At 61.8% G+C, this 24,600-nt stretch carries 23 protein-coding genes; 8 read left to right on the top strand and 15 right to left on the bottom strand.

The window, feature by feature from the left end:
* Positions 1-10: 10 nt before the first annotated feature.
* From ARC39_RS16930 to ARC39_RS16915, 4 genes are all read left to right on the top strand, one after another.
* Positions 11-451, top strand: coding sequence for a nitrate reductase cytochrome c-type subunit (locus ARC39_RS16930; RefSeq protein ID WP_068116015.1), 441 nt, complete (start codon positions 11-13; stop codon positions 449-451).
* A 26-nt stretch (positions 452-477) separates the two neighbouring features.
* Positions 478-1,158 carry a NapC/NirT family cytochrome c gene (locus tag ARC39_RS16925; RefSeq protein ID WP_068116014.1) on the top strand — a complete coding sequence of 227 codons (681 nt, stop codon included), beginning with the start codon at positions 478-480 and terminating at the stop codon, positions 1,156-1,158.
* Between the two features lie 296 nt (positions 1,159-1,454).
* A complete protein-coding gene (locus tag ARC39_RS16920) occupies positions 1,455-3,173 on the top strand; it encodes a thiamine pyrophosphate-requiring protein (RefSeq protein ID WP_068116013.1) in 1,719 nt (572 codons plus the stop codon).
* Between the two features lie 62 nt (positions 3,174-3,235).
* A complete protein-coding gene (locus ARC39_RS16915) occupies positions 3,236-3,769 on the top strand; it encodes a 2,4'-dihydroxyacetophenone dioxygenase family protein (RefSeq protein WP_068116012.1) in 534 nt (177 codons plus the stop codon).
* An 8-nt stretch (positions 3,770-3,777) separates the two neighbouring features.
* Here ARC39_RS16915 and ARC39_RS16910 read toward each other — a convergent pair whose 3' ends face one another.
* The 7 genes from ARC39_RS16910 to ARC39_RS16880 all read right to left on the bottom strand — a co-directional run bounded on the left by ARC39_RS16910 (position 3,778) and on the right by ARC39_RS16880 (position 10,566).
* Positions 3,778-4,545 (bottom strand): SDR family NAD(P)-dependent oxidoreductase, encoded by a 768-nt coding sequence (locus ARC39_RS16910; RefSeq protein ID WP_068116011.1) that lies wholly within the window; start codon positions 4,543-4,545, stop codon positions 3,778-3,780.
* 9 nt (positions 4,546-4,554) lie between these two features.
* Positions 4,555-6,006: an aldehyde dehydrogenase gene (locus ARC39_RS16905; protein ID WP_068116010.1), complete on the bottom strand. Its 1,452-nt coding sequence runs from the start codon at positions 6,004-6,006 to the stop codon at positions 4,555-4,557.
* Positions 6,007-6,020: 14 nt separating this feature from the next.
* On the bottom strand, positions 6,021-6,734 hold the full coding sequence (locus ARC39_RS16900) for an ABC transporter ATP-binding protein (RefSeq protein ID WP_068116009.1): 714 nt from the start codon (positions 6,732-6,734) through the stop codon (positions 6,021-6,023).
* The gene (locus ARC39_RS16895) at positions 6,727-7,455 is read right to left on the bottom strand and encodes an ABC transporter ATP-binding protein (RefSeq protein WP_068116008.1); all 729 of its coding nucleotides are present in this window, start codon (positions 7,453-7,455) and stop codon (positions 6,727-6,729) included. Before ARC39_RS16895 ends, ARC39_RS16900 begins: the two co-directional genes overlap by 8 nt.
* A complete protein-coding gene (locus tag ARC39_RS16890; protein ID WP_068116007.1) occupies positions 7,452-8,366 on the bottom strand; it encodes a branched-chain amino acid ABC transporter permease in 915 nt (304 codons plus the stop codon). The genes ARC39_RS16895 and ARC39_RS16890 overlap by 4 nt, the downstream gene beginning before the upstream one ends.
* A gap of 3 nt (positions 8,367-8,369) precedes the next feature.
* Positions 8,370-9,236 (bottom strand): branched-chain amino acid ABC transporter permease, encoded by an 867-nt coding sequence (locus tag ARC39_RS16885; RefSeq protein WP_236545287.1) that lies wholly within the window; start codon positions 9,234-9,236, stop codon positions 8,370-8,372.
* A 91-nt stretch (positions 9,237-9,327) separates the two neighbouring features.
* Positions 9,328-10,566, bottom strand: coding sequence for an amino acid ABC transporter substrate-binding protein (locus ARC39_RS16880; protein ID WP_068116006.1), 1,239 nt, complete (start codon positions 10,564-10,566; stop codon positions 9,328-9,330).
* A 184-nt stretch (positions 10,567-10,750) separates the two neighbouring features.
* Here ARC39_RS16880 and ARC39_RS16875 point away from each other — a divergent pair, with 184 nt between their 5' ends.
* From ARC39_RS16875 to ARC39_RS16865, 3 genes are all read left to right on the top strand, one after another.
* Positions 10,751-11,608 carry a helix-turn-helix domain-containing protein gene (locus ARC39_RS16875; RefSeq protein WP_068116005.1) on the top strand — a complete coding sequence of 286 codons (858 nt, stop codon included), beginning with the start codon at positions 10,751-10,753 and terminating at the stop codon, positions 11,606-11,608.
* A gap of 166 nt (positions 11,609-11,774) precedes the next feature.
* Entirely contained in the window at positions 11,775-12,263 is a 489-nt protein-coding gene (locus tag ARC39_RS16870) for a peptidase associated/transthyretin-like domain-containing protein (RefSeq protein WP_068116004.1), read from the top strand.
* Between the two features lie 20 nt (positions 12,264-12,283).
* Complete coding sequence (locus ARC39_RS16865; protein WP_068116003.1) at positions 12,284-12,928, top strand: ferric reductase-like transmembrane domain-containing protein; 645 nt, start codon at positions 12,284-12,286, stop codon at positions 12,926-12,928.
* Between the two features lie 158 nt (positions 12,929-13,086).
* On the opposite strand, the gene ARC39_RS16860 is transcribed toward ARC39_RS16865, so the two are convergent.
* The 7 genes from ARC39_RS16860 to ARC39_RS16825 form a co-directional block, all read right to left on the bottom strand.
* Positions 13,087-14,232, bottom strand: a complete 1,146-nt coding sequence (locus ARC39_RS16860) for an iron-containing alcohol dehydrogenase (protein WP_068116002.1) — start codon at positions 14,230-14,232, stop codon at positions 13,087-13,089.
* Positions 14,233-14,237: 5 nt separating this feature from the next.
* A complete protein-coding gene (locus ARC39_RS16855) occupies positions 14,238-15,614 on the bottom strand; it encodes an aldehyde dehydrogenase family protein (RefSeq protein ID WP_068116001.1) in 1,377 nt (458 codons plus the stop codon).
* A 293-nt stretch (positions 15,615-15,907) separates the two neighbouring features.
* Positions 15,908-17,272 (bottom strand): glutamine synthetase family protein, encoded by a 1,365-nt coding sequence (locus ARC39_RS16845; protein WP_068115999.1) that lies wholly within the window; start codon positions 17,270-17,272, stop codon positions 15,908-15,910.
* A gap of 97 nt (positions 17,273-17,369) precedes the next feature.
* Positions 17,370-18,404 (bottom strand): TRAP transporter substrate-binding protein, encoded by a 1,035-nt coding sequence (locus tag ARC39_RS16840; RefSeq protein WP_068115998.1) that lies wholly within the window; start codon positions 18,402-18,404, stop codon positions 17,370-17,372.
* A 55-nt stretch (positions 18,405-18,459) separates the two neighbouring features.
* Entirely contained in the window at positions 18,460-19,785 is a 1,326-nt protein-coding gene (locus ARC39_RS16835; RefSeq protein WP_068115997.1) for a TRAP transporter large permease, read from the bottom strand.
* On the bottom strand, positions 19,785-20,309 hold the full coding sequence (locus ARC39_RS16830; protein WP_068115996.1) for a TRAP transporter small permease subunit: 525 nt from the start codon (positions 20,307-20,309) through the stop codon (positions 19,785-19,787). The genes ARC39_RS16835 and ARC39_RS16830 overlap by 1 nt, the downstream gene beginning before the upstream one ends.
* Before the next feature lie 8 nt (positions 20,310-20,317).
* Complete coding sequence (locus tag ARC39_RS16825) at positions 20,318-21,133, bottom strand: N-formylglutamate amidohydrolase (RefSeq protein WP_068115995.1); 816 nt, start codon at positions 21,131-21,133, stop codon at positions 20,318-20,320.
* A 104-nt stretch (positions 21,134-21,237) separates the two neighbouring features.
* Between ARC39_RS16825 and ARC39_RS16820 the strand changes: the two genes are divergently transcribed.
* Positions 21,238-22,116 carry a MurR/RpiR family transcriptional regulator gene (locus tag ARC39_RS16820; protein ID WP_068115994.1) on the top strand — a complete coding sequence of 293 codons (879 nt, stop codon included), beginning with the start codon at positions 21,238-21,240 and terminating at the stop codon, positions 22,114-22,116.
* 64 nt (positions 22,117-22,180) lie between these two features.
* Here ARC39_RS16820 and ARC39_RS16815 read toward each other — a convergent pair whose 3' ends face one another.
* Positions 22,181-24,232 carry an SGNH/GDSL hydrolase family protein gene (locus tag ARC39_RS16815; protein WP_068115993.1) on the bottom strand — a complete coding sequence of 684 codons (2,052 nt, stop codon included), beginning with the start codon at positions 24,230-24,232 and terminating at the stop codon, positions 22,181-22,183.
* Positions 24,233-24,600: the final 368 nt, after the last annotated feature.

Genomic DNA, 24,600 nt, shown 5'->3' with positions numbered 1-24,600 from the left:
GAGACCCATCATGACAAAGCCGATCCTTGCAGGTGCCCTTGCCCTGGCTACGTCCCTGGCCCTCGTCGGCGCCGGTCTTGCGCAATCGGCGGGCGGGCTCTCCAGCCTCCGCGGTGCGAGCGTCGATGAGCAGGTTCCGGTCGAACAGATCTTTCAACAGGAGACACAGAGGTTCAATCGTGAATACCGCCAGCAACCTCCGCTCATCCCGCACTCGATCGATCAGTACCAGATCGACGTGCGTGCCAATCAGTGCCTGGGTTGCCATGACTGGACGAACGCCGGTGACCGCGGTGCGCCCACATTGTCGATGACCCACTATCTCGACCGAGACGGTACCGAGATGGATCATGTCGCGGGCACCCGCTGGTTCTGCAACCAGTGCCACGTGCCGCAAGCAAATGCGCCGGAGTTGGTCGAGAACACCTTTGAATCGTCGACCGGCCGCTGAAGCGAAACCCAAAGGAAAGAATTGCGATGGCAGAGCATGAGCAAAACGGTGCGCGGCCCGGCTTCCTTCGCCGCGTCTGGAATGGGTTCTGGAGCCCCAGCGGCGTCTTCAGCCTCGGCTTCCTGATTATTGCGGGTTTCGTCGCCGGCATCCTGTTTTGGGGTGGATTCCACTGGGCGCTGGAGGAGACCAACAACGAGGAATTCTGCACGTCGTGTCACACCATGACGAAGAACTTCGACGAGTACACGGAAACGGTCCACTACAACAACCACTCGGGGGTCCGCGCAACCTGTCCGGACTGCCACGTCCCTCACGAGTGGCAGTACAAGGTGAAGGCCAAGATCATGGCCAGCAAGGACCTCTACCACGAAATCGTCGGCACCATTAATACAGACGAGAAATACGACGAACGCAGACTGCACATGGCGAGTCTCGTCTGGACGAAAATGAAGGCATCTGACAGCCGCGAATGCCGGAACTGCCATAGTTTCGAGTATATGGATTTCACGATTCAGGAGAATCGCGCAGCGGCAGAGCACCAGAAGGCGATTGACGAGAACATGACCTGCATCGACTGCCATCAGGGCATCGCGCATGGCCTTCCCGCCGGGTACCTTGAGGAGTACGATCGCATCGTCAATGAGTTGGGTGGATCGGCCACAACGAGCGCGGTCTCGAAAAGCGGCTTTCTGACCTTCGACTGACGATGATCGGGCGGAGCGGTCCGGAAACCCTGCCGCCCGTCCCGACATGGCGCCAATAACCGGATTTGCCCTGGAGTGACGTACCGCGACACCTGTCGTTTTGACGCCGGTTCCCGCTGATCGCTCGGGTAGTATCGGCATCCATCGGAGCTCAGGCTGTCGGACCAACGTGTTTGGGTGCATGCCCGTGGCCATGGCGCGGTGACGGCGGTTTCACCCGTATTCCCAACAGGTTCTTTTCCGAATAGATTGGTCGAAATTCCGCTTTGCGGCTGAGTTCTTGGGAGGGGATTCTCATGCGTGGCGATGCTCAAAGGTTGAGCGCGGGAGGTTCCCTGTTCGGTAAGCTCAAGGCATTGGGCGTCGAGTACGTCTTTGCCAATTCCGGGACGGATTTCCCGCCGGTCATCGAGGGCCTGATCGATGCGAGGGCAAGGGGTGTGGATTTGCCCGTCGCCGTCACAGTTCCGCACGAGCATGCCGCGGTGAGTATGGCACATGGCTACTATCAGATCTCCGGGCGGTCGCAGGCAGTCATGTTGCATACCAATGTCGGCCTCTCCAACGGTGCGACCGGCGCGATCAATGCCCACTGCGACCATGTCCCGATGTTGCTGATGTCGGGCCGCACGCCGGTAATGGAGCAGGGCCGGTTCGGTGCGCGCACGGTCCCTATCGGGTGGGGGCAGGAGATGTTCGACCAGACCGCCCTGGTGCGGGAAGCCACGAAATGGGACTACGAACTCCGGTTTCCCGAACAGGTCGCGGAGTTGCTCGACCGAGGCTGGGCGATTGCCAATTCGACGCCGAAGGGTCCCGTGTACCTCAGCCTGCCGCGCGAGGTTTTGGCCGAAGAGGCGCCGTCAGAGGGTATTGACAGTTCCTCTTCCATGGCCCCTGTCCTGACAGCACCTGAGCCGGCGGCACTTGCGCGTGCGGCCGAGCTTTTGGCCGGAGCGAAAGCGCCGCTGATTATCGCGCAACGTGGCGCCGGCAGCCAGGATGCATTCGATGCGCTCTCCGGATTTCTGGACGACTGGGCGATCCCACTGTCGCACTACTGGTCCAACCAGGTCGCGGTTCCGTTGACACATCCGATGCAAGTGGGTGCTTCGCCCGACGCATTGCTTGCGGATGCCGACGTCGTGCTCGTGATCAACAGCCTCGCGCCCTGGTGGCCCGACAAGGTATCGCCGCGGCCGGATGCAAACGTCATCCAACTCGGACCGGATCCTCTATTCTCCCGCACGCCGGTGCGGAATTTCCGGGCGGACATAACACTCGCCGGCGAAACTGCGACGGGTGTGTGCGCCCTGATAGATGCCATGCGGGGTTTTCCGAAGGACGTGCAAGCGGTTGCCGCGCGCCGCGCGCGGATTGCGTCGCTGGCGGCGTCGAACCGCACCGCCGCGCTTGAGCGGGCAGCGAAAGGCGCCACCGGGCCGATGACGAAGGAGTGGGTCTCGCTCTGCCTCGGGCGTGCGATCAAGGGGCGTAAGGCCAGTGTCTTTCATGAACTCGGCTGCCCGCTGATCCCACTCGATCTGGAGGATCATCTCAGTTATTTTCAGGAGCCGCATTCGGGCGGCCTTGGCTGGGGGCTGCCCGCGGCCCTGGGCGCGCAACTGGCCGATCGTGATCGCTTGGTGGTCGCCACGATGGGTGACGGCAGCTACATGTTCTCGAACCCGACCGCGTGCCACCTGGTTGCCGAGGCGTTGGCTCTGCCGGTGATTGTCCTCGTGCTGAACAACGAGGAGTGGGGCGCCGTGCGCCACTCCGTTCAGGGCATGTATCGTGAGGGCCATGCCGGGCGGGCGAACGAAGTTCCGCTGACCGCGCTGCAACCGAGCCCCGATTTCACCCTGACCGCGCAAGCCAGCCGGGCCTACACGGAATCTGTCACCGAAGGCGCCGACCTTCCGGCCGCGCTCGACAGGGCGATTGCAGTGGCCACCGGGGAAAAACGTCAGGTGCTGCTCAATATCTCTATCGCGCGGGAGACACCGCATTGAGGTGCGCCTGGCTGAGGCGCCCGTCCAGTAGCGTCAAGTAACCCACACAAGGAATGGACATCATGACGACGAGTGAAGGCACCGAGTTCTGGCGCGGGATAAAGCCGATTTCCAAGGTCTTTCAAGAGGACGCGGCGCCGGAGGTCTATCTTCCGAATATCGCGGATGACGACGAACGATACTACGTGCCATTCACCGAGACGGTCTTCTCGCGGCCGGTGTGGATCTCGCCCGCGCGCAACATGTGGTGCGACGTTCTCATGGCGAAGTCTGCCGGGCTGGTAAACCGGCACTACCACCCTCACGAGGTATTCGCCTACACGATTTCCGGGAAGTGGGGGTATCTGGAGCACGACTGGATCGCCACAGCGGGCGATTTCGTCTACGAGACCCCCGGCGAGGGCCACACGCTTGTCGCGTATGAACACGAAGACCCGATGAAGGTACACTTCAAGGTGACGGGGCCACTAATCTGGCTTGATGAGAACGGCGAGGCGGATGGCTACTTCGATGTGCACAATTACATCGAACTCTGTCGCAAGCATTTCGCCGCGGTCGGGATCGGCGCGGGCTATGTCGAGACGCTGTTCCGCTGAGCGCGGTGTCAGGCGCTCATCCCGCCGTCGACCCCCAGCTGAATCCCTGTCGTGAAGCTGGATTGATCCGACGCGAGATAGAGCACGGAACGCGCGATTTCCTCGGGCGTGCCGTGACGGTGCATGGGGATGATCTCGTTAAAGAACTCTGTTCCATCGCGCCCGATCTCGGCGCCCAGCCCGTCCTCAACGCGCTTCTGGAATGCGTTGTCGATCGGTCCGGGGTTGATTGTATTGACCCGGATACCGCGCGGTGCCAACTCCTTGGCGAGGCAGCGCATCAACCCGGTCTGAGCGTGCTTGGCCGTGATATAGCCATAGACGCCGGGATCGCCCCGGGTGCCGGCGACACTTGAGGTAATGATGATGCTACCGCCGCTCTGCATGTGCGGCACCGCGTGTTTTGCTGTCAGGAAAGCGCCGAGAACATGGACGCGCCACACCTGTTCGAACACATCGGTGGGATAGGTTTCGATGGGCGCCACCGCCCCGAAATTGCCCGCGTTACTGAAGAGCACCGAGATTTGCCCGAAGCGGGAAACTGCATCTCCCACACAGCGCTCGACCTCGTCTTCCCGTGACACATCGGCTGCAAGCAGTGCGATCCCGTCGGTTTGCGCACCGAATGCCCGCGCGGCAGCCGCTTCAAGCGCGGCACGATCCAAGTCTACAAGGGCAATCCGCGCACCCTGCGCGCGGAGCAATTTTGCTGCGGCGAGGCCGATACTCCCGGCGCCGCCTGTGATGATGCAGTGCTTGCCGTGAAGGTCATTCATGACCGGCTCCTAGATCGGGTAGTGCGGGATTCCTTCCTGGATCGTGATCCAGCGAAGCTCGGTGAACTCTGAAATCCCGGCGGTCCCCCCGAACCGGCCATAGCCGGAGTCCTTGACGCCACCGAAGGGCATCTGCGCTTCGTCGTGAACCGTCGGCCCGTTGATGTGGCACATACCGGATTCGATGCGTTTCGCGACCGACAGCGCACGCGGCACATCGCGCCCGAAAACGCTCGCCGAAAGCCCGTATTCGGTGTCGTTTGCGACACGCACGGCCTCGTCGATGCTACCGACGCGCACGACCGATGCCGTTGGGCCGAAGCTCTCCTCGTTGTAGAGGCGCATTGCCGGCGAGACGTTGTCGAGTAGCGTCGCCTCCATCAGAACACCATTTATTTGCCCGCCGGCAACGACGGTGGCCCCCTTTTCGGTGGCATCCCTGATCAGCGCACCGATCCGGTCCGCGGCGCCCTGGTCGACCAGGCACCCGAGTGCTGTGTTTCCTTCGCGCGGGTCGCCGACATCGAGGCTCCGAACCTTTTCCGCGAGTTTCTCGACGAAGGCGTCGGCGACTTTCTCATCGACGATCAAGCGTTCGGTCGACATGCAGATCTGACCCTGGTTCATATAGGCTCCGAAAGCGGCCGCAGCGACGGCGGCGTCCAGGTCGGCGTCGTCGAGGACAATCATCGGAGCCTTGCCGCCCAGTTCCAGCAGTGCGGGTTTCAGGTGACGCGCCGACAGCTCGGCGATGATCCGGCCGACCCTGGTGGAGCCGGTAAAATTCACCCGCCGCACGGCCGCGTGTTCGATCAGCGCCTCCACCACCGATCCGGCATCCTCGGGTGCATTGGAGATCACGTTCAAAACCCCCGGCGGCAGGCCCGCGCCCTGGACTGCCTCGACCATCAACGCATGTGTGCGCGGCGAAATCTCGGAGCTTTTCATCACAACGGTGTTGCCACAGGCCAACGGCATGGCGATGGAACGCACGCCGAGGATGACCGGCGCGTTCCACGGCGCAATAGACAGCACGACCCCGACCGGCTGGCGCATTGCCATGGCCATGCTTCCCGGCCGGTTCGAGGGAATGATGTCGCCCCGGACCATTGTCGTCATGGCGGCCGCTTCGCGCAGCATGTCGGAGGCGAGCCGCACGTTGAACCCGGCCCAGGCAACCGTCGCACCTATTTCCTCGGCCATGGCCGCAGCGATCTCGGCGCTACGCGACTGCAGGTTATCCGCCGCCGCCAGGAGCAGGGCCCGTCGCTCTCCGGGGCCTGTTTCCGACCATTCGGGGAATGCGCGCGCGGCGGAATCCGCGGCCTTGCGGGCATCGTCAGGCGTTGCGGCGGCGGCTGTCGTGGCAACACCGCCGGTGAGCGGATTGGTGCGGGTGAAGGTCCGCCCGTCCGCCGACGGCACATGCATCCCGTCAATCAGCAATTCAAGAACATCCATGGCGGTCTCCTTCTTCAGATATCGCCGCCCAGAAAGGCGTGGCGCACAATTTCGTCGTTCATGAGTTCTTCGGCGCTTCCCTCGTCGGTGATGCGCCCCGCCTCCAGCAGGTAACCGCGATCGGCGTGCCGCAGACTGACGCGCACGTTTTGCTCCACGATCAGCAGTCCAACACCTGTCTGCTTGATCCGGGCGAGCGCCCGGAACAGGTCCGTGACCACGATGGGTGCGAGACCAAGGCTCGGCTCGTCGAGCAACAGGTAGTCCGGGTTAGACATCATCGCCCGGCCAACGGCGACCATTTGCTGTTCGCCGCCCGACATCGTGTGGACGAGTTGATCGCGGCGTTCCTTCAGCCGCGGGAAGATCTCGAAGACCTGCGTCATCCGCGCGGCTTCGTCATGACGGGCGCGCGGCGGCGTGGCGCCGAGGCGCAGGTTTTCCTCCACCGTCATGAGCCCCACCACGCCGCGCCCCTCGGGGACCAGCGCGATGCCCGCATTGGTGACTTCATGCGCCTTGCGTCCAACCAACGACGTGCCGTCGAGCGCTATCTGCGACCCCGCTTCCGGCGCGACGACCCCCGCCATCGCCTTCAACAACGAGGATTTTCCGGCACCGTTGGCGCCGAGGATGACGACGGTTTCGCCCTTGGCCACGGAGAACCCTACCCCGTCGACCGCAAGGTGCTTGTCGTAGCGGACGGTCACCTGCTTCAACTCAAGCATGATCGTCCCCCAAGTAGGCGAGGATCACCTCTTTTTGTTGCAGCACCTCGGCACTTGGGCCGCTGGCGATGATCTGGCCGGCGTTCATGACAATGCAGCGCGTACAAAGGGCGCGAACAGCCTCCATGATATGTTCGACGAGCAGGATGGTAATTCCGGCGCCCTGGAGATGCTGCACAAGCTCGATACCAGTCTTCAGCTCGCTTGGGTTAAGCCCGGCCAGCCACTCGTCGAGCAAAAGAAGGCTCGGTTCGGAGGCCAAAGCCCGGGCAAGTTCCATGCGTTTCTGGTCGATATATGTCAAGTTGCCAACGCGTTCCCGGCCACGCCCTTCAAGCCCGACGAATTCAAGCTTTTCTTCGACCAGTTTCTCCGCCTCACGCCCCCAGTGGCGGTAACGGCCGAAGGCGAAGGAGACGAGTACGTTCTCGGCCACTGTCAGGGTTGGTAGCGGCCGCACGAGCTGGAACGTTCGTGCAACGCCATGCTGCGCGATCCGGTGTGGCTTTTGCCGCGTGAGTTCGGTTCCGCGAAAAACGACACGCCCCCCATCGGCCTGTAGCGCGCCGGAGATCATATTGAGCACAGTCGTCTTGCCAGATCCGTTTGGCCCGAGCAGTCCGACGATCTCTCCTGCCTGCAAGCTGAAATTGACATCGTTCACCGCCACGAGTCCACCGAACCGCTTCTGCAGGTTTGCGACTTCCAGTTGCAGCGTCATTGCGCCGCCCCTTTCCGAATGCCCTCAAGCTTTGCCAATACGCCATTCGGCATAACGAAGACGATCAGGATGAACAGAAGCCCAAGGAAGATCGAGAAATGGTTGGGGAAGTTGGCCGAAAGCCACTCGAACAGGAGAAAGAGCGGGACCGCACCCACCATCGGACCCCAGAGCCGCATCGGACCGCCGAGCAGCGCCATGATAAGCGTCAGGAAAGAGACTGTCGGGTTGAACACGATGGAAGGCTCAATATAGGTCCAGCGCGGTGCCTGTATCGCGCCGACAAGCGTTATGATCGTGGCGCTCAGCACGAAGAGAACGAGCTTGGTACGCGTCACGTCGATTCCGGCATGGGCGGCAACAGCCTCGTCGTCGCCAATGGCCTTTAGTGCCAGACCAATCCGGCTGCGACCGATCAGCCAGCCAATGAGCATAGTCACGGTTAGCAGAGCGAGGAGTTGCCAGTAGATGTGACGCCCTTCGAAGGGCAGAAAGATGTAGCGGCCGAGTGTGCCGGTGATGTTCACCTCCCACCAGGTGACGGTCTGGCGCACGAGTTCGGCGAGGCCAAAGGTGAAGATCACGAAATACACCCCGGCGAGCCGCAGCGTCGACAACCCGACGACAGCGGCCACCGTGCCGCCAATCGCCGCTGCGAGCAGCAAGACGAGCGGATAGGGCAGCGTTTCGCTGAAGACGGCGACCGTGTAGGCGCCGATGCCGAAGAAGGCGACGGTGGCGAGTGAGACGTAGCGGGTCGGCCCGGAGAAAAGGGCCCAGGCGGTCGCCAGGGTCACGTATCCGGACATACCGATCAGAAGGCCGACTCCGTAGTCGCTGAGATAGAACGGTGCCGCGGCGAGGGTCGACACGGCGACGGCGACGAGGGCAAGGGAGGCGTAGGTAGGCATCTGTCAGGCCGCGCTTCCGAACAGCCCGGTCGGGCGGAAAAGCAGGATAGCGAGGAAGACCGCATAGGTCGCCGCAAGCGTTAGCCCCGGGTCGATGTAGGCCGCGACCAGCGTTTCCACGATCCCAAGCACAATCCCGGCAATGAGCGCGCCGATCAGGCTCCCCTTGCCGCCCAGGATAACGACAATCAGCGCTTTCATGGTGAAGACGACACCCGCCGTTGCTGTGAAGGTCTGGTACATCGAGACAACGACGCCCCCGGATGCCGCGAGTGCGCCACCGACGGCGAAGGCATAGCGCGCGACGCGGTCCACGTCGATTCCGTAGAGCGGCGCGCTCTCTGGCGCGAGTTCAACCGCACGCAGCATCATCCCCCACCGCGTTCGGAACAACACGAACATGAGTGCGCCGCCGAATACGAGCGCCATGACGAAGGCGAGCAGGCGGTTGGCGGACACAGTCGTTCCCAGCACGTTCACGCCGACATTGAGGTAGGAGTAGCTGGTGTAGGCACCGCCGAATATCACCAGCAATATGCCTTGGATTACGAAAAGCAGGCCAAAGGTGACGAGGATTGAGTCGACCTCCAGGGCCTCGCGGTTCGGTGCGCGGGCCACGAGCGGCTGCATCAGAGCGAGGAACACGGCATAGCTGAAGACAAAGGCACCGGGGACGAGGATGAGCAGCGCCAATAGCGGGCTCAATGCGAAAGCGGAGACCAGCAGGTAGGTGCCGAAACAGGCGACGATGATCGTATCGCCGAAGGCGAGGTTCATGATCCTCGCGATCCCGTACTGCATGGTCAGGCCCATGGCGATGAGCGCGTAGGTTCCGCCCAGTACAAGGCCATTGACGATGTGTTCGAACATGATTTGGGGCTCTGTTCTCGCCGCTTTGGGCGATGTTGCAGCTTGGGAAGTTGTGGCGGCGGGGCATCCCCAGCCCCGCCGCCTCCGGGTCTTATTGCCAGCCCGGCTTGGGCAGAACGACCGAACCCGCGCCTGCGCGGTCGCCCGGCGCAACGGCTACGAAAGTGCCGTCCTGCCATTGGCCGGTCCACCAGATGTCGCGCAGCTGGTTGTCCTCCAGCTTCGTGGTGCCGAGAACGGTTTCGAAGGTCCCGGTTGAGAGTTCCTCCGTCACCGCCGCGCGGTCGAGCCCGACCCTTTCAATCGCCTGTTGGAGCATCTGGAGGCTGGCGTAGATCAGCACGCTGCCCCAGTAGTCCGGTGCCCGCCCGATCACCTCCTGATGCTTGGCACGATAGGCGGCGTTCAGCTCGTTGTTGGGGTCGATCCCGCCGAGGCTCATCACGCCTTCCATCTTGCCGCTGGAGATATCGGAATAAACCGGGAAGCCGGCACCCACGCCGAGGTAGAAAACGGGCGGGCTGTAGTTGGCGACCTGTGCCTGCTTCGTGAGCGCGAAGGTGTGCGGCGGATAGGAAAAGGCGATGAAACTGTCCGCACCGGTTGCCTCGGCTTCGTTCAGGATCGTTGCGAAATCCGATGTCTGGGGCGGGAACGCCTTGTCATAGGCGATTTCCATGCCCGCCGCTTCGAGGTCGGGGCGGGCCGCGTTGACGAGGTCGATGCCGAAGCCATCGGCGACTGAGATCATTGCCACCTTGTTGTTGATCGTCCCGGCGTCGCGAGCCTGCACAAGGATGTCTGCGAGCGCACTGGTATAGTCTCCGCCACCGCCCATGAACCAGAAGCTGGTATCCCATCTCTCGACGAATTCAGGCGCCTTGTCGGTCACCGCGGCTCCGGCAAGGTGCGGATAGCCGAACTTCGCCATCAGAGGGGCGACGGCGAGGTTGAAGCCCGTGCCCCATGGCGGAAGGATGAAATCGACTTCGTCCTGGGTGGCCAAACGCTCGACGGCACGCACCACCTCTTCGGCGGAGGATCGATCGTCGTACTCGACGACCTCGATCGGCAATTGGCTCCCGTCCGGCAGCTTGATTCCGCCGGCTTCGTTGACTTCGTTTACCCAGAGTTCGTAGTTCGGGGTCACCGTCATGTCGGCGCCACCAGCATTGGGTCCGGATTTGGACACGGCATACCCGATGGTGATGCTGGTCTTGTCGTCTGCCGCATGGCTCTCAGTCACGCCGAAGGCGGCAATCGCCGCGACTCCGATAGCGCTCGTGAATCGCCACAACGCGCGAGTCACAGCGGTCCTTTTGGTTTTCATGGATGTCCTCCCTGGTCTTCAGTGAATCCGACGCGTTCTTCGCGCGTCTTCTGCGGCCCTCTTGCCCTCGTTCAATCGGGGTTGGAGCTTGCCACATAGCGTACAAACGGCCATCGCCGGGTTGGAATAGACATAATGGGGTATTTATTGCACATTTGAGGCGATCGGTGCGAGGGAGGGCGCGGTGATCGTCAAACAGACCATCCAGGCCGAGCGCATCAGGAGCGCGCTGACTGCGACGGAGTTCGCCGCCGCAGGCGCGCGCTCTTCGCTCTTCGTGTTGGTATCCGGAAGCGGCCGGTACCGGTCCGACGATCTCGATCGCGAGGTGGAAGCGCCCTGCGTGATCTGGTCGCCAATGAAGCACAAAGCCCGCCTGACGGTCGCCGCGGGAACGCGGGGCTTCGTTCTGAGAGCGCCGGAACGAACAGTGGGGCGGGCATTGCCGACGGGACCGATCTCAGCACATGTGCGACGCGCGGTTGAGAACCGCAGCATTGTCCCCGACCTGCCGTCCAACGTGCTGGCCCGATTCCAAAGCCAGTTCGATCAGATCGAAAGTGAGCTGTACGATATGGCACCGGGCGCGTTATCGGTGGTTCACCATTGTTTCTCTCTATTGCTGATAGAGATATGGCGGGTGACTGGGACAGCTCATCGCAAACTGGATGCGCTGCCGCATCAGATTGTGGACGAATTTCTCGAACTCGTGGAGCAACACCTGCAAGACCATTGGACGGTCACAGAATACGCGCGCCAACTCGGTGTCTCGCGTGACAAGCTGACAACGGCCGTGCAACGCGCTATCGGGACGTCGCCGCACCGCCACGTGCAGTCGCGGCTTGTGGAGGAAGCAAAGACGCTCCTTTTGCATTCAAATCTGCACGTTGCCGAAGTTGCCTATGCACTCGGCTTCAGCGATGCGGCCTACTTCAACCGGTTCTTTCAGCGGCATATGTCCGTAGCGCCCGGGCGTTTCCGCATGATGAGTTTCCAAGCCAGAGGCAAAACTTCCGCCGAGTCGTTCGCAGCATGGCCCTAGGTTCGACGACTCTGTGATCTGTTTCCATCACGGAATCGTGGATGCTGTTGATCCACGCCCATGGTTCGAGCCGTTGGGTGAACCTCGCAAACGCGCTAAGCTTCCTTCACCGGAGCGTCTGGATGATCCCATTGACCAGGTGTGAATCTCGATAGGAGACATTTCTATGACCAGCGTCCTGCACAATCGCCGTACCGTACTCACTGCTGGCGGCGCGGTGTTGGCGACCGGTTTGACCGGCATCCCGTCATTCGTCCGCGCTCAAGGCCTTGCGCCGACGCGGTCGATGCGTGGCGGATCAAATAATTACCTGCCTGGCGCGCCGGTGGTGGAGCGGATCGGCGCCGGTGGCTTCTGGATGACCGGCACAGTGCGCCGCGCGGGCGATGGTGCGCCGCTCTCCGGGCAACGAATCCAGATATGGGCGCACACCACCGAGGGGCACGAGCGTGATCCTCATAGTCACGGGGCCACTCTCACGGATGAGAACGGAGTATTCCAGTTGGAAATGCCGCAGATCGTTCCTGCTTTCGGCCAGCCACATGGCCACCTTGCCTACGACAGCGCTGATTTCAAAACGGTGTTCCTGCGCCCCGTGATGCGTAGAGCGAAAGATACCAGCCTTGAGGCGCATTTCATTCTTCAGCCAGCCTGAGCCGCGCGGGACCAAACAGGATGCGCTGGGGCACCTCGATACTCATCTGGAGCATCTTGGCGATTGCCTGCGCGGTCCCACTTGCCGCGGCAGCAATGAGCCCGTTGCTGGCGTGGCGGCAACCCGTTTACATCGCGGCCGGATTTGCCGGGATCGTTGGAATGGCACTCTTGCTTGTCCAGCCGTTGCTGGCAGGCGGAGTGCTTCCGGGCCTTCCCCCGCAGCGCGGACGGCGGGTACATCGAGCGGTCGGTTGGGGCTTGGTCGCGGCGGTTGTGATCCACGTGGTCGGACTTTGGTTTACCAGTCCGCCTGATGTGATCGACGCGCTTCTTTTCAGGTCTCCGACCCTGTTTTCCGTTTGGGGTGTCATCGCCATGTGGGCTGTCTTTGCCGCGGCGGCGCTCGTTGCCTTTCGTCGACGGTTGCGGTTGCATCCGCGAATATGGTTGCGCGCGCACACGACCCTCGTCGTTGTGACGGTTGTCGGAAGTGTGGTTCACGCGCTTCTGATTGAAGGGACGATGGAAACCAAATCGAAAGTAGCGCTTTGCGTACTTGTCCTAGCCGCTACGACGAAGGTCGTGCGAGACAGAAAGGTGTGGAAGACGGGGTTGCCGCCCCGGCCGAAGACTCTGGGGCCAGACAGGCGATCCGGTGCCTGACGCTTGGTGCAGCCAGCGGGCGCCGCAATTTCCGGTTGCACGAATGCCGAGGCAAGTACCGGACGCGAGATAGAGACACCGGTAGAGCGCGGCGAGACATGGCGCACAGGCCCCGTTTCGCCGCGCCCTGAGCTCAAGGGCGTTCCGGTCAGTCGGTGCTATAGCAGCGCTTCGAACAGCTTCCGGGTGTTTTCAAAGGTCATTTCGACCGGATTCCCTCCGGTGCTCGGATCGTTCAACGCGGACCGGGTCAGCGAGTCGAGGTCCGGGTTCTGCACGCCAAGCTCTGTCAGAGTCATTGGGATACCCAACGAGGCGTTGAACCCGCCAACGAAAGCACAGAAGCCGTCGAACCCACCCTCGATCCCGAGGTAGGCGGCGGCGCGACCGAGAATGCCCTCGCAGGGCTCCCGGTTGAATTGCAGCACCGCCGGCATGCAGACGGCGTTGGTGGTGCCGTGGTGGGTGTGATGCACCGCGCCAATCGGGTGGCTGAGCGCATGGATCGCCCCCAGTCCTTTCTGGAAGGCAGTCGCCCCCATCGCGGCGGCGGACATCATATGCGCCCGCGCCTCCAGATCCGTTCCATCAGCATAAGCGCGTGGCAGGTATTCCTTCACCAGCCGCATCCCCTCCAGCGCGATGCCCTGGCTCATGGGATGGTAATGCGGCGAACAGAAGGCCTCCACGCAATGCGCGAAGGCATCGAGCCCGGTCCCGGCGGTGATGGATTTCGGCATTCCCACAGTCAGTTCCGGGTCACAAATCACCACCGCGGGGAGCATCTTCGGGTGGAAGATGATCTTTTTCTCGTGGGTTTCCGAATTGGTGATGATCCCCGCACGGCCGACTTCGGACCCGGTTCCCGCGGTCGTGGGGACCGCGACGATCGGGTCGATGCCGGCGGGGTCGGCACGGGTCCACCAGTCACCGATATCCTCGAAGTCCCACAATGGGCGGGTTTGTCTGGCCATGAAGGCGAGCGTCTTGGCAAGGTCGAGGCCGGAACCGCCGCCAAAGGCCACCACCCCGTCAAACCCGCCTGCGCGATAGACCTCCAGCCCCGCTTCGACATTCTTGTCCGAGGGGTTCGGGTCCACCTCGGCAAAGATCGCCCGGCCCAGCCCGGCCTCGTCCAACAGTTCGAGCGTTTTGGTGGTGATCTCCATGCTGGCCAGGCCCCGGTCAGTCACCAGCAGCGGCTTGGTGATGCCGGCCGTGGCACAGGCATCGGCGATCTCGGCAATCCGGCCAGCGCCGAAGCGGACCGGCGTGGGATAGTTCCAGTTTCCAACGAGGTTCATGGTCGTCAGGCTTTCTTCAGATGGTAGGATTTCGGCCGGGTCAGGGCGTGGAAGCCCAGAACCGAGAGGCCTGTGCCGCGCCCGGTGTCCTTGCAACCGGTCCAGCAAAGCGCCGGGTCGAGATAATCGCAGCGGTTCATGAAGACCGTGCCGGTCTGCAACCGCTTGCCGATAGCATCGGCGGCGTCCGTGTCCCTGGTCCAGATCGAGCAGGTCAGGCCAAAAACGCTGTCATTCATCAACGCGATGGCTTCCTCGTCATCCTTGACCTTCATGATGCCCACGACCGGGCCAAAGCTCTCGTCGCGCATGATCCGCATCTCGTGGGTCACATCCGTGAGGATCTGCGGCGAGAGATAAGTGCCGCCATCATCTTCGGCGAAGGTCTCGATATGGGCCGTGGCGCCATCCGCAAGCGCTTCGGAAATCTGCGCCCGCACCTCATTGGCAAAGCGGATATTGGCCATCGGCCCGATGGTGGTGTCCGTATCCAGCGGGTTGCCGAGCTTGTAACCCTTCACGATCTCGATGCATTTGGCGAGGAAATCGTCATAGACGCTCTCCTGCACATAGATCCGCTCGATCCCGCAGCAGCACTGGCCGGAATTGAACATCGCCCCGTCGATCAGCGTGTCCGCCGCGGCCTGGATATCGGCATCCGCGCGCACATAACCCGGATCCTTGCCACCAAGCTCGGTGGAGACGGCGGTGAATGTGCCCGCCGCGGCCCGCTCCATCGCCTGCCCACCGCCCACGGAACCGGTGAAATTGACGAAGTTGAAGGCCCGCCCGGCAATCAGCGCCGAGGTCACGTCATGGCTGAGGAAGACATTCTGGAACACGTCCTCCGGCACCCCGGCGGCATGGAAAGCCTCCGCCATGCGCTCGCCCACCAGGATGGTCTGGGCGGCGTGCTTGAGCACCACCGTATTGCCGGCAATCAGCGCCGGCGCCACCGTGTTGATCGCCGTCATGTAGGGGTAGTTCCAGGGCGCGACGACGAAGACCACGCCATGCGGCTCGCGCTCGATCTTGCGCAGGAAGGCATCGCTTTCCTCGATGACAATCGGGGCAAGTGCCTCGGCGGCAATGTCCGCCATGTAGCTCGCACGCTCACTAAACCCGCCGAACTCGCCGCCATAGCGCACCGGGCGCCCCATCTGGAGAGCCAGTTCCTCGGCCATCCGCTCCGTGGTCTTGCCGATCTCGGCAACCCCGGCGCGCACCAGCGCGATCCGCTCCTCCAGCGGCCGCGCCGCCCAGGCCCCCTGCGCCGCGCGCGCGCGGGACGCGGCCTCGAAGGCCTCGACCTCGCTCAGGAGCGGCCGTTCCACAAATACCGATCCGTCGATCGGCGAGATACATTTCACTGTCTGTTTCATTTCCAGTTCTTCGCGTAGGAACTGACCCCGGCACGGTGACCGCCGAGGCCGTTGAGGTAGTCCGATGTGTTAGAGCGCTTTGCGGCGCTCTCCGCCGCCCGCGTTTCGAATGGTGCAGAGTGTCCCGAAACGCGCCGTGCCGCGGTAGATGCTTCCGGCGCAGCGGCATTCGCCATTGCTCCGCTGAAATGCATAGCAAACAAGGTTCGATCAGCGATCTCGATCATCTGACACCCCGTCCATGTTTCTTCTGTCCCATATATCCCCGCCGGAGGCACCGGCCGACAGGCCGGTCATGCGCGCTCAAAGCCGCGCGCGATCTCCCAGTCTGTGACGACACGGTCGAACTCTTCCTGCTCCACCTCCGCGCAACGTGTGTAATGGTCGATTACATCGTCACCCATTGCTTCCCGCAGCATGCGAGAGGATCTGAGCGTTTCGGTCGCCGAGCGAAGCGTCGCGGGTATCTCCCCCGCGGAGCCGTCCTCGTAAAGGTCGCCGGTCGTGGCCGGGGCAAGTTCAAGCGCGTCCTCGATTCCCTTGTGGCCGGCGGCAAGGAAAGCCGCCTGGGCGAGGTAGGGGTTGATATCCGATCCACCGATCCGGCACTCCATGCGCACGCCCTTGGTGCCTTCGCCGCAGAGACGGAAACCCGCGGTGCGGTTGTCAACGGACCAGGCGGTCTTCGTCGGTGCGAAAGTGCCCTTCACGAACCGCTTGTAGCTGTTGACGTAGGGCGCAAGGAAGAAGGTGTAGTCGGGCGCATAGGCGATCAGCCCGGCACAGAACTGACGCATCAGCGCGGACATCGCATGGGGGGCATCGGCGTCAAAAAAGGCCGGTGTGCTGCCCTGCCAGAGCGACATATGCACATGGCTCGCCGAGCCTACCTTGTCGTGATGCCATTTCGGCAGGAAGCTCGCGGCATGGCCCTGGGCCCAGGCGATCTCCTTGGTGGCATGTTTGGCAATCGTGTGATTGTCGGCGCAGGCGAGCGCATCGGCATAGCGGATATTGAGCTCCTCCTGCCCGGTCTCCGCCTCGCCCTTGGTGTTTTCCACCGGGATGCCGGCCGCCACGAGATGGTTGCGCAAGGGGCGCATCACCGCCTCTTCTTTCGTGGTCTGGAGGATGTGGTAATCCTCGTTGTAGCCCGAGATCGGCGCGAGGTCGCGGAAACCGCCTTTTCGGATTTCATCAAAGCTCTTCTCGAACAGGAAGAATTCCAGTTCCGTCGCCATCATCGGCGTGAGCCCCCTGGCTTTCAGCCGCGCGACCTGGGCCTTGAGTACCTGACGCGGCGAATGCGGAACGGGTTGGTGGCTGTGATGATCGAGAATGTCGCAGAGCACCATTGCCGTGCCTTCGAGCCACGGAACGGGACGCAGCGTCGAAAGGTCGGGTTTCATGACGTAGTCGCCGTACCCCGCTGCCCAGGATGTGGCGCGGTATCCGTCCGGCGTGCCCATCTCCAGATCGGTCGCCAGCAGATAGTTGCAGCAATGGGTTTCTTCCCACGCGTGCTCGACGAAGTTCTGAACGTGGAAACGCTTGCCCATCAGGCGGCCCTGCATGTCGACGAAACAGACAAGAACCGTATCGATGGAGCCGTCAATCGCGGCGGCTTTCAAGGCGTCGAAGGTGAGCGGACCGGGCATGTGCATCCTCTTGTCAGGCGGCGACCGGCCCCAAGGGGCCGGTCATTGGTCTCGTGTCGGGTCGGCCCGCGGGGCCGATCCCTCCGGTGGGCGCGGCTCAACCGTAGCGGTATGGGCGGCCGGCTTTCAGCATGTCGGCATTGTACTTCTTGAAGATCTCCACGACCTTTGCCTTGGTTTCGGATTCCGCCGCGATCTCGTCCCAGAAGGCGACGGCGGCTTCCTCCACCGTGGACCACTCCTCGTCGGGGATCGAGGTCAGCTCCATCTTCGTGCCATTCACGCGCAGGTTGGCTTCGCCGCCCCAATACCACCACTGGCGGTAGTAATGCGACTGGTCACAGCAGACGCGGAACAGGGTCTGCAGGTCTTCGGGCAACTCGTTCCAGCGATCCATGTTGGCGAAGAAGGAACCGGCCCAGGCGCCCGAGATGTTGTTGGTGAGGAAGTAGTTTGTCACGTCGGCCCAGCCGACCGTGTAATCCTCGGTGATGCCCGACCAGGCGATGCCGTCGAGTTCACCGGTCTGGACGGCGACTTCAATGTCTTCCCACGGGAGCGTCACGGGAACGACGCCAAATTGTGCCAGGAAGCGTCCGGCGGTCGGGAAGGTGAAGACGCGCTTGCCCTTGAGGTCTTCCAGCGACGTGATCGGGTCCTTGGTGGCGAAGTGGCAGGGGTCCCAGGCGCCGGCCGAGATATGCTTGACGCCGACCTTGGAATACTCCGCATCCCAGATCTCGTTCAGCCCGTACTGGTTGAAGAGAACCGGCACGTCGAGCGAGTAGCGCGAGGCGAATGGGAAGTAACCGCCGAAGACGGTCACTTCGGTGGGCGAGGCCATCGAGTCGTCATCGGACTGCACGGCGTCGATCGTGCCGCGCTGGAGCGCCTGGAACAGCTCGCCGGTGGGCACCAGCTGATCGGCATAGAAGAGCTCGATCTGCATCTTGTCGCCGGCAATGGTGTTGAACATCTTGATCGCCGGGTCGATCACGTGTTCCGCCAGCGCCGGGCCGGCATAGGTTTGCATCCGCCACTTGATCGTGGATTGGGCAATCGCCGGGGTGGCGAGCGCGGCGGCCGGGGCGAGTGCCGCGGAGCCTTTCAGAAAGGTGCGTCTGGTCGTCATTTCAAAACCTCCTGTTGGTTTCCTGTGGTTGATGCCCCGTTCGCGGGGTCTGTGGTCATTTGTTATAGACGGATTCGGGCAGCCAGAGAGCAATCTGTGGAAAGACCATCACGAGCGTCAGCGCGAGGACCATGACGAAGACGAAGGGGATGATGGACAGGTAGATGTCCTTGAGCCCGATCTCTGGCGGCGCCATGGCGCGCATCAGGAACAGGTTGTAGCCGAAGGGCGGGGTCATGTAGGCGATCTGAGTGGTAATCGTATAGAGCACACCATACCAGATCAGGTCGAAGCCGAGCGCCTTTACCAGCGGTACGTAGAGCGGTGCGACGATCACCAGCATGGCGGTATCGTCGAGGAATGTGCCCATCAGGATGAAACTCAGCTGCATCAGGATGAGGATCATCCACGGCGACAGGCCCAGCTTTTCCGTGAAGACATTCTCGATAGCCTTGACCGCTCCCAGTCCGTCGAAAACGGCACCGAAGGCCAGCGCGGCGAGGATAATCCACATGAACATGCAGGAGATGCCGAGCGTCGAGCGCACTGAGTGGTAGAAGACTTCCCAGGTCATTCGCCGCTTCAGGACCGCCGCCAGGAAGGCCGCGAGCGCGCCGATGGCGGAGCTTTCCACCAGAGAGGTCCAGCCGTTGACGAAGGGCACCATCATGGCGGCGAAAATGAAGATGGGCAGCAGGCCCGCGCGCAGGAGCGCGAGTTTTTCGGACAGCGGGATGTCCCTGTCCTCCTTCGCAAGAACAGGACCCAAAGACGGCTGCGCCCAGCACCGCAGCGCAATGTAGATCACGAACATCGTCGCCATCATCAGCCCCGGGAAAACGCCTGCCAGCCACAGCTGGCCGACCGGCTGTCGGGCGATCATCGCATAGAGCACCAGCACCACAGAGGGGGGCACGAGAATGCCCAGCGACGAGCCGGCCTGGATCACGCCGGTCACCATCTGCTTGTCATAACCGCGTTTGAGCAGTTCCGGCAGAGCGATCGTGGCGCCGATGGCCATGCCGGCCACCGAGAGGCCGTTCATCGCCGAGATCAGCACCATCAGCCCGATCGTGCCGATGGCAAGCCCGCCGCGAAGCCCGCCCATCCAGACATGGAACATCTTGTAGAGATCGTCGGCGATGCGGCTGTTGCTGAGGATATAACCCATGAAGATGAACATCGGCAGGGTCAGCAGCGGATACCATTTCATCAGCTTCATCGCCGCTGAGAAGCCGATGTCGTAGCCGCCGCGATCTCCCCAGAGGAAGAAGGCGGAAACGACCGCAACGAAACCGATGGCGCCGAAAACCCGCTGACCGGTCAGCAGCATCAGCATCATCGAGGAGAACATGAGGATGGCGATGGCGTCGTAGGACATCAGTGCACCTCCTCACGCGGGTAGTGCTCGCCCTTCAGGCGTAGAATGTCCTTCAAGAATTCGGAGATCGCTTGCAGCAGCATCAGGAAGATTCCGGTGATCATGATCACCTTGATCGGCCAGAGATATGGTCGCCATGCGGTCGGGCTTCGCTCACCGCCGTACTGGAACGAATAGATGGTCGAGTCGATTCCGCCCCATAGAAGAAAGCCGAGATAGGTGATCAGAAACAGCACGGTGAGCGCGTCGACCTGGCTCTTTCGCCGATCCGACCATTCGCCGTAGAGCAGGTCCATCCGCACATTCGAGCCCATCTGGATCGAATAGGGACCACCCAACATGTAGTAGGCGACCATTGCGAACTGGGCCATTTCCAAAGTCCAGAGGGACGGCAGGAAAAACGTCTTCGAGATCGAGGACCATAGCAGGATACCCATCATCACGAAGATGCCGTACATGACGACCTTGCCGATGATCCGGTTTATCCCGTCCACGAACCTAATGTATCGCCTGGCGAGTTCCATCTTCGTCTCTATCCTGCCCCTTGCTCGCTTTCCCGGGCGGTCTCCGCCGCCAATTCGGGAAATTCGTCCATTGCGTGATGGAGCATCGCCACCAGATCCGCACCCACCCGCTGTACGCCGTCGGCGGTGCGGATGAGGTCGTTTCGGACCTCGATCATCACGTTGGGAAGGCCTGCCGGAACCGCGTGTTCCCGCAGGCTGTGGGTGACGCCATCCGCCGCCGAATAGGGCTCGTTCAGAGCCGCGTTCAGGGCCGAAGTCCGCCTTGCCTCGGCCAGCATGGCCGCCGCCATGCGAGCATCTGAATCGTGCAACAGCCCGAGTTCCACAGTGCGGGCCTGCCCGTTGAACACCGGTGTGAAGGAATGAACGGTCACCAGAACGACCGGCTTGGACCTCGCTGCGAGCGTTTTGGCCAGGGCCGTCCGAAAAGGCGTGTAGACCTCCCGCACACGTGCCGCGAGGGCCGCCTCGGACAGGTCGCGATTGCCTGGGATGTCGAACCGCTCGCTCCGTGCGGGAACGGCGTCCGGCGCTTCGGGTGGGCGATTGCAGTCATATACCAGCCTGGAAACGCGCGAAGAGACGAGCGGCGCATCGAAGGCGTGCATCAAGGTTTTGGCGAGGTCCAGCGCGCCAATGTCCCACGCCGCGTGCGATGATCTTGCCTCCGCCGAGAGACCCAGGTTCTGCAGCGATACCGGTATGAAGTTCGAGGCATGTTCGCAGGCCAACACGATCCCACCGACGCCCGACGGGTTCAGCACCTCGACAATAGGCCCTTCGGCTTCGGCAAACAGTGCTGACTCGGTGCTTTCCTTCATGTGGTCAATTGGGGTGATTAAGAACTCTGCTGTCAATGAGTATTCTGTAGACATCTCTACATCACGATCGTACTTTGTAGAAATTGTTAGAAACGTAGGCAGCCGTGGCCCCATCCGCCGCCAGAAAGACCGTCAAGCAAATTATCCAGGAGTGCCTGGGCGAGCTGACGCGCTCCGAGCAGCAGTTGGCGAACGTGCTGTTGCAGGATTATCCGATGGCCGGCTTGCAGTCGGTGACCAAACTCGCGGCCGCAGCCGGTGTATCCACCCCGACCGTGATCCGCATGGCCCGGAAGCTTGGCTTCGAGGGCTTCCCATCGCTACAGGACGCGTTGCGCGAGGATGTTGCAGCGCAGATCATGAAGCCGATATCCAAGCACGAGGACTGGCAGGCCAAGGGAGCTGGCGAGCACTCGTTGGACCGGTTTGCCGAGGCAGTCACTGCCAACATGCGCTACACGCTGGAACGCTTGAGCCGGTCGCAGTTCGATGCCGTGGCCAGCGTTTTGGCGGATCCCGACAGGCGTGTTTACGTTGCCGGAGGCCGGATCACGCGGTCAAACGCCGACTATTTGTTCAACCATCTTCAGATCATTCGAGCGAACGTGACGCAACTCGGCGGGTCGGTGAACGTGTGGCCGCACTACTTGCTAGACATGGACGAGCGGGCAATTCTCGTTCTCTTCGACATTCGGCGCTACGAGAGCAACATGTTCCGCCTCGCCAATGTGGCACGTGAGCGGAAGTGCGAGATCGTTCTGTTTACCGACCAATGGGGATCGCCGATTGCGAAGGTCGCCGACCATGTGTTCCACGCACAGGTCGAGGTTCCCTCAAGCTGGGACTCGACGATCACGATCATGCTGATTCTGGAAGCGTTGATCGCGGAGGTTCAACGTATGGGTTGGGACCAGAGCCGGGAGCGTATCGAGGAACTGGAGGCAATGTTCTCGACGGCGCGCCTGTTCAGAACGTTCGAATAGAGGGGGCCGTCGCCCGTGGCCAGGTTCTGCCCGCGGAGGGGCGGCCGCGTGGACGGCAACCACGTCAACCGCCGCCCAGAATGAAATCGGATGACAGGGAAATGTCGGTCAACGTGATGTCGCTGAAAGTTGCGAGATGATATGAGGCGCCGCCATCCGTGACCGTAAGACGTACACCCGCAGATGTGGCGGTAAGGTCGAAGGCCGATTGGCCGACACCAAGATATGCCGCAATCGCGCTCACATCGACCACATCACCCTCGGCGGCGTTGAAATCCGTGATGCGGTCATAGGTGTCCGTGGCAAGCGCAGTTCTGTCAAAAACGAAGGTATCCGCACCGTGCCCGCCCTCAAGCAAGTCGGAGCCCGCGCCGCCGTTGAGCACGTTGTCGGCCGCATCGCCGGTGAGCCTGTCGCCGGCGTCGCTACCGTAGAGGTCGGTCACCTTGGCGTCGACGACCTGAGCGGTGCCGCCAAGCGTTCCCGCTGTCAGCCCGATTTCGGAATCCACGAAGGCGAAGAGCGCGTCGGCATAGTCGGCATAGGCCGCCTGCGACCAGTGGACCCCGTCACTTGAGAGGTGGTCGAGCGCCTCCGCATCGTCGATCGAGTCGAAGATTGCGTGCGGGTTTTCGAACAGCAACAGCGAGGAATAGGTCTCCTGCAGCCCTTCGATTGTCGCGATCAGACCGGGAACGTAGGTGTCATTTTCCGCATCGCCGACGACTATCTCACCCGCGACGACACTGTATCCCTGGTTGAAATACTCTGACAAGATCGCGGCGCGCCCGGAATCGATGCGTGGTGCAATGGTCGAGACAACCAACGTGGCGTCCGAACCGGCATTCTCGAAAAACTGCTCGACGGCTGTCGCGAGGTTTTTCATCCGCGTTCCCAACGCGTCGTTTCCGTTCGACTTCACCGGGAAATTGTTCGCGGGGATGTCGTTGGTGCCCAGCATCATCAGCGCAATATCCGGGGAATAGGTCGAAGCCGCATCGGAGATATCGGCAGGGCCGGAGACGCCGTCGCTCTTGATCACCTCCCACAAGGCTTCGCCGCCCTGTGCCGCGTTGTCGGTGTCCATCAGGTCGGATGGGCCGGTGCTGTCGCCGCCCACGTAGTCGATCCACCCGCCAGCGGCGATGACGTTTTCGAAGAAATCGAGGCGGTAGCCCTCGCGGGTATCGGGATCCTCGGTGCCGTTGATCCAGCCGACGGTCAGGGAATCGCCGAGCGGCATGACCGTCGCGGCGTAGGAGAAGGTACGAGCCGACAGGTCAACCACAACAGCGGCGTCGGTGCCGGAGAACGACAATTCCTCGCCCGGGCCACCCGTGTCGCCGTCCGCATCCGGCGTGCCGGGGTCGGTATCGACTGGATCCGGGCCGGACGGATCGTCGCCGGAGCCACCGTCGCCGTAGGTCGTCGTCTGACCGCTGATTGTTCCGTCCGCGTTGTAGGTGACCGACTTCGTTTCCCAGTCGTAGGCATCGGCGACGTCTGTCACGAAACGCGACGTTCGGACTCCGGCGACGTAGGTATCTTCTGCAACGCGACCGTCTTCGTAGGTGCGTTCCCGCGTCGCCAGTTTTCCGTCCGTATCGAAGGTCTCGACCTGTTCGGTCCAGCCATTCAAGCCGGTTGAATCCGTCGTCGTTTTCGACAGCCGCGTCCCGTTCTCGAAGGTAGTGGCAATTGTCCGGCCATCGTCAAAGACCTTCTCGAAGGTGCTTAACGTCCCGTCGTCGTCGAAGGTCTTGATCTTTGACGTCCAACTGAAGGCGTTCGCGAGGTCCGTGATCGTCTTTGATGTCCGTACGCCGTTTTCGAATGTTGCGGCGACAAGTCGGCCGTCGTCAAAAACCGTCTCAAGTGTCAGCAGCGTGCCGTCGTCGTCGAATGTCCTCGTTTTCTCCGCCCATGGGAATTCGTCGGCGGCGTCGGAAATCGCCGCTGTGACGCGCACGCCGTCGGAAAAAGTCAACAAGGCCACCCGACCGTCGTCGAAGGTCTTCTCGACGAAGATCAATGCGCCGTCGCCATCAAATGTTCGGATCAGCTTAACCCACGGCCGACTCTCGTCGGTATCAAAGATCGTTTTTGTGTGGGGCATTCAAAGGTCTCAAACTGGCTACGATCACACGGTCAATCAACGATATCCAACTCGTCGTCGGTGTATGCCCGGCATTGGCGCACGAAAAACGACGCAGACGACGCCATCCTTCCGTAGATACAGGCCGACCTGAACCGCACCCCTAAATTGGCTACCGGTCCGTCAGATAGTCCTTACGAGTTGATATTCTGGCAAATTCCGGTGAATCCCCAAAGATATTTCGATTTCACAGGTATTTAGAGGCATTCGGCGGGTGCTTGAGGATACAATACCCGGCATTCAGGACAATTGTTCGCGATGCGAGCCGGTTGGGAATAGACAGTCGAATCGTGCGCGCGAAAAATCCCCTGTCACCGCCTCAAATCTGT

It is taken from the genome of Tropicimonas marinistellae (assembly GCF_001509585.1).
GTDB lineage: Bacteria > Pseudomonadota > Alphaproteobacteria > Rhodobacterales > Rhodobacteraceae > Tropicimonas > Tropicimonas marinistellae.
Note: the sequence above shows the minus strand (reverse complement) of the source record. Positions and strands in the feature narration are given on the sequence as shown.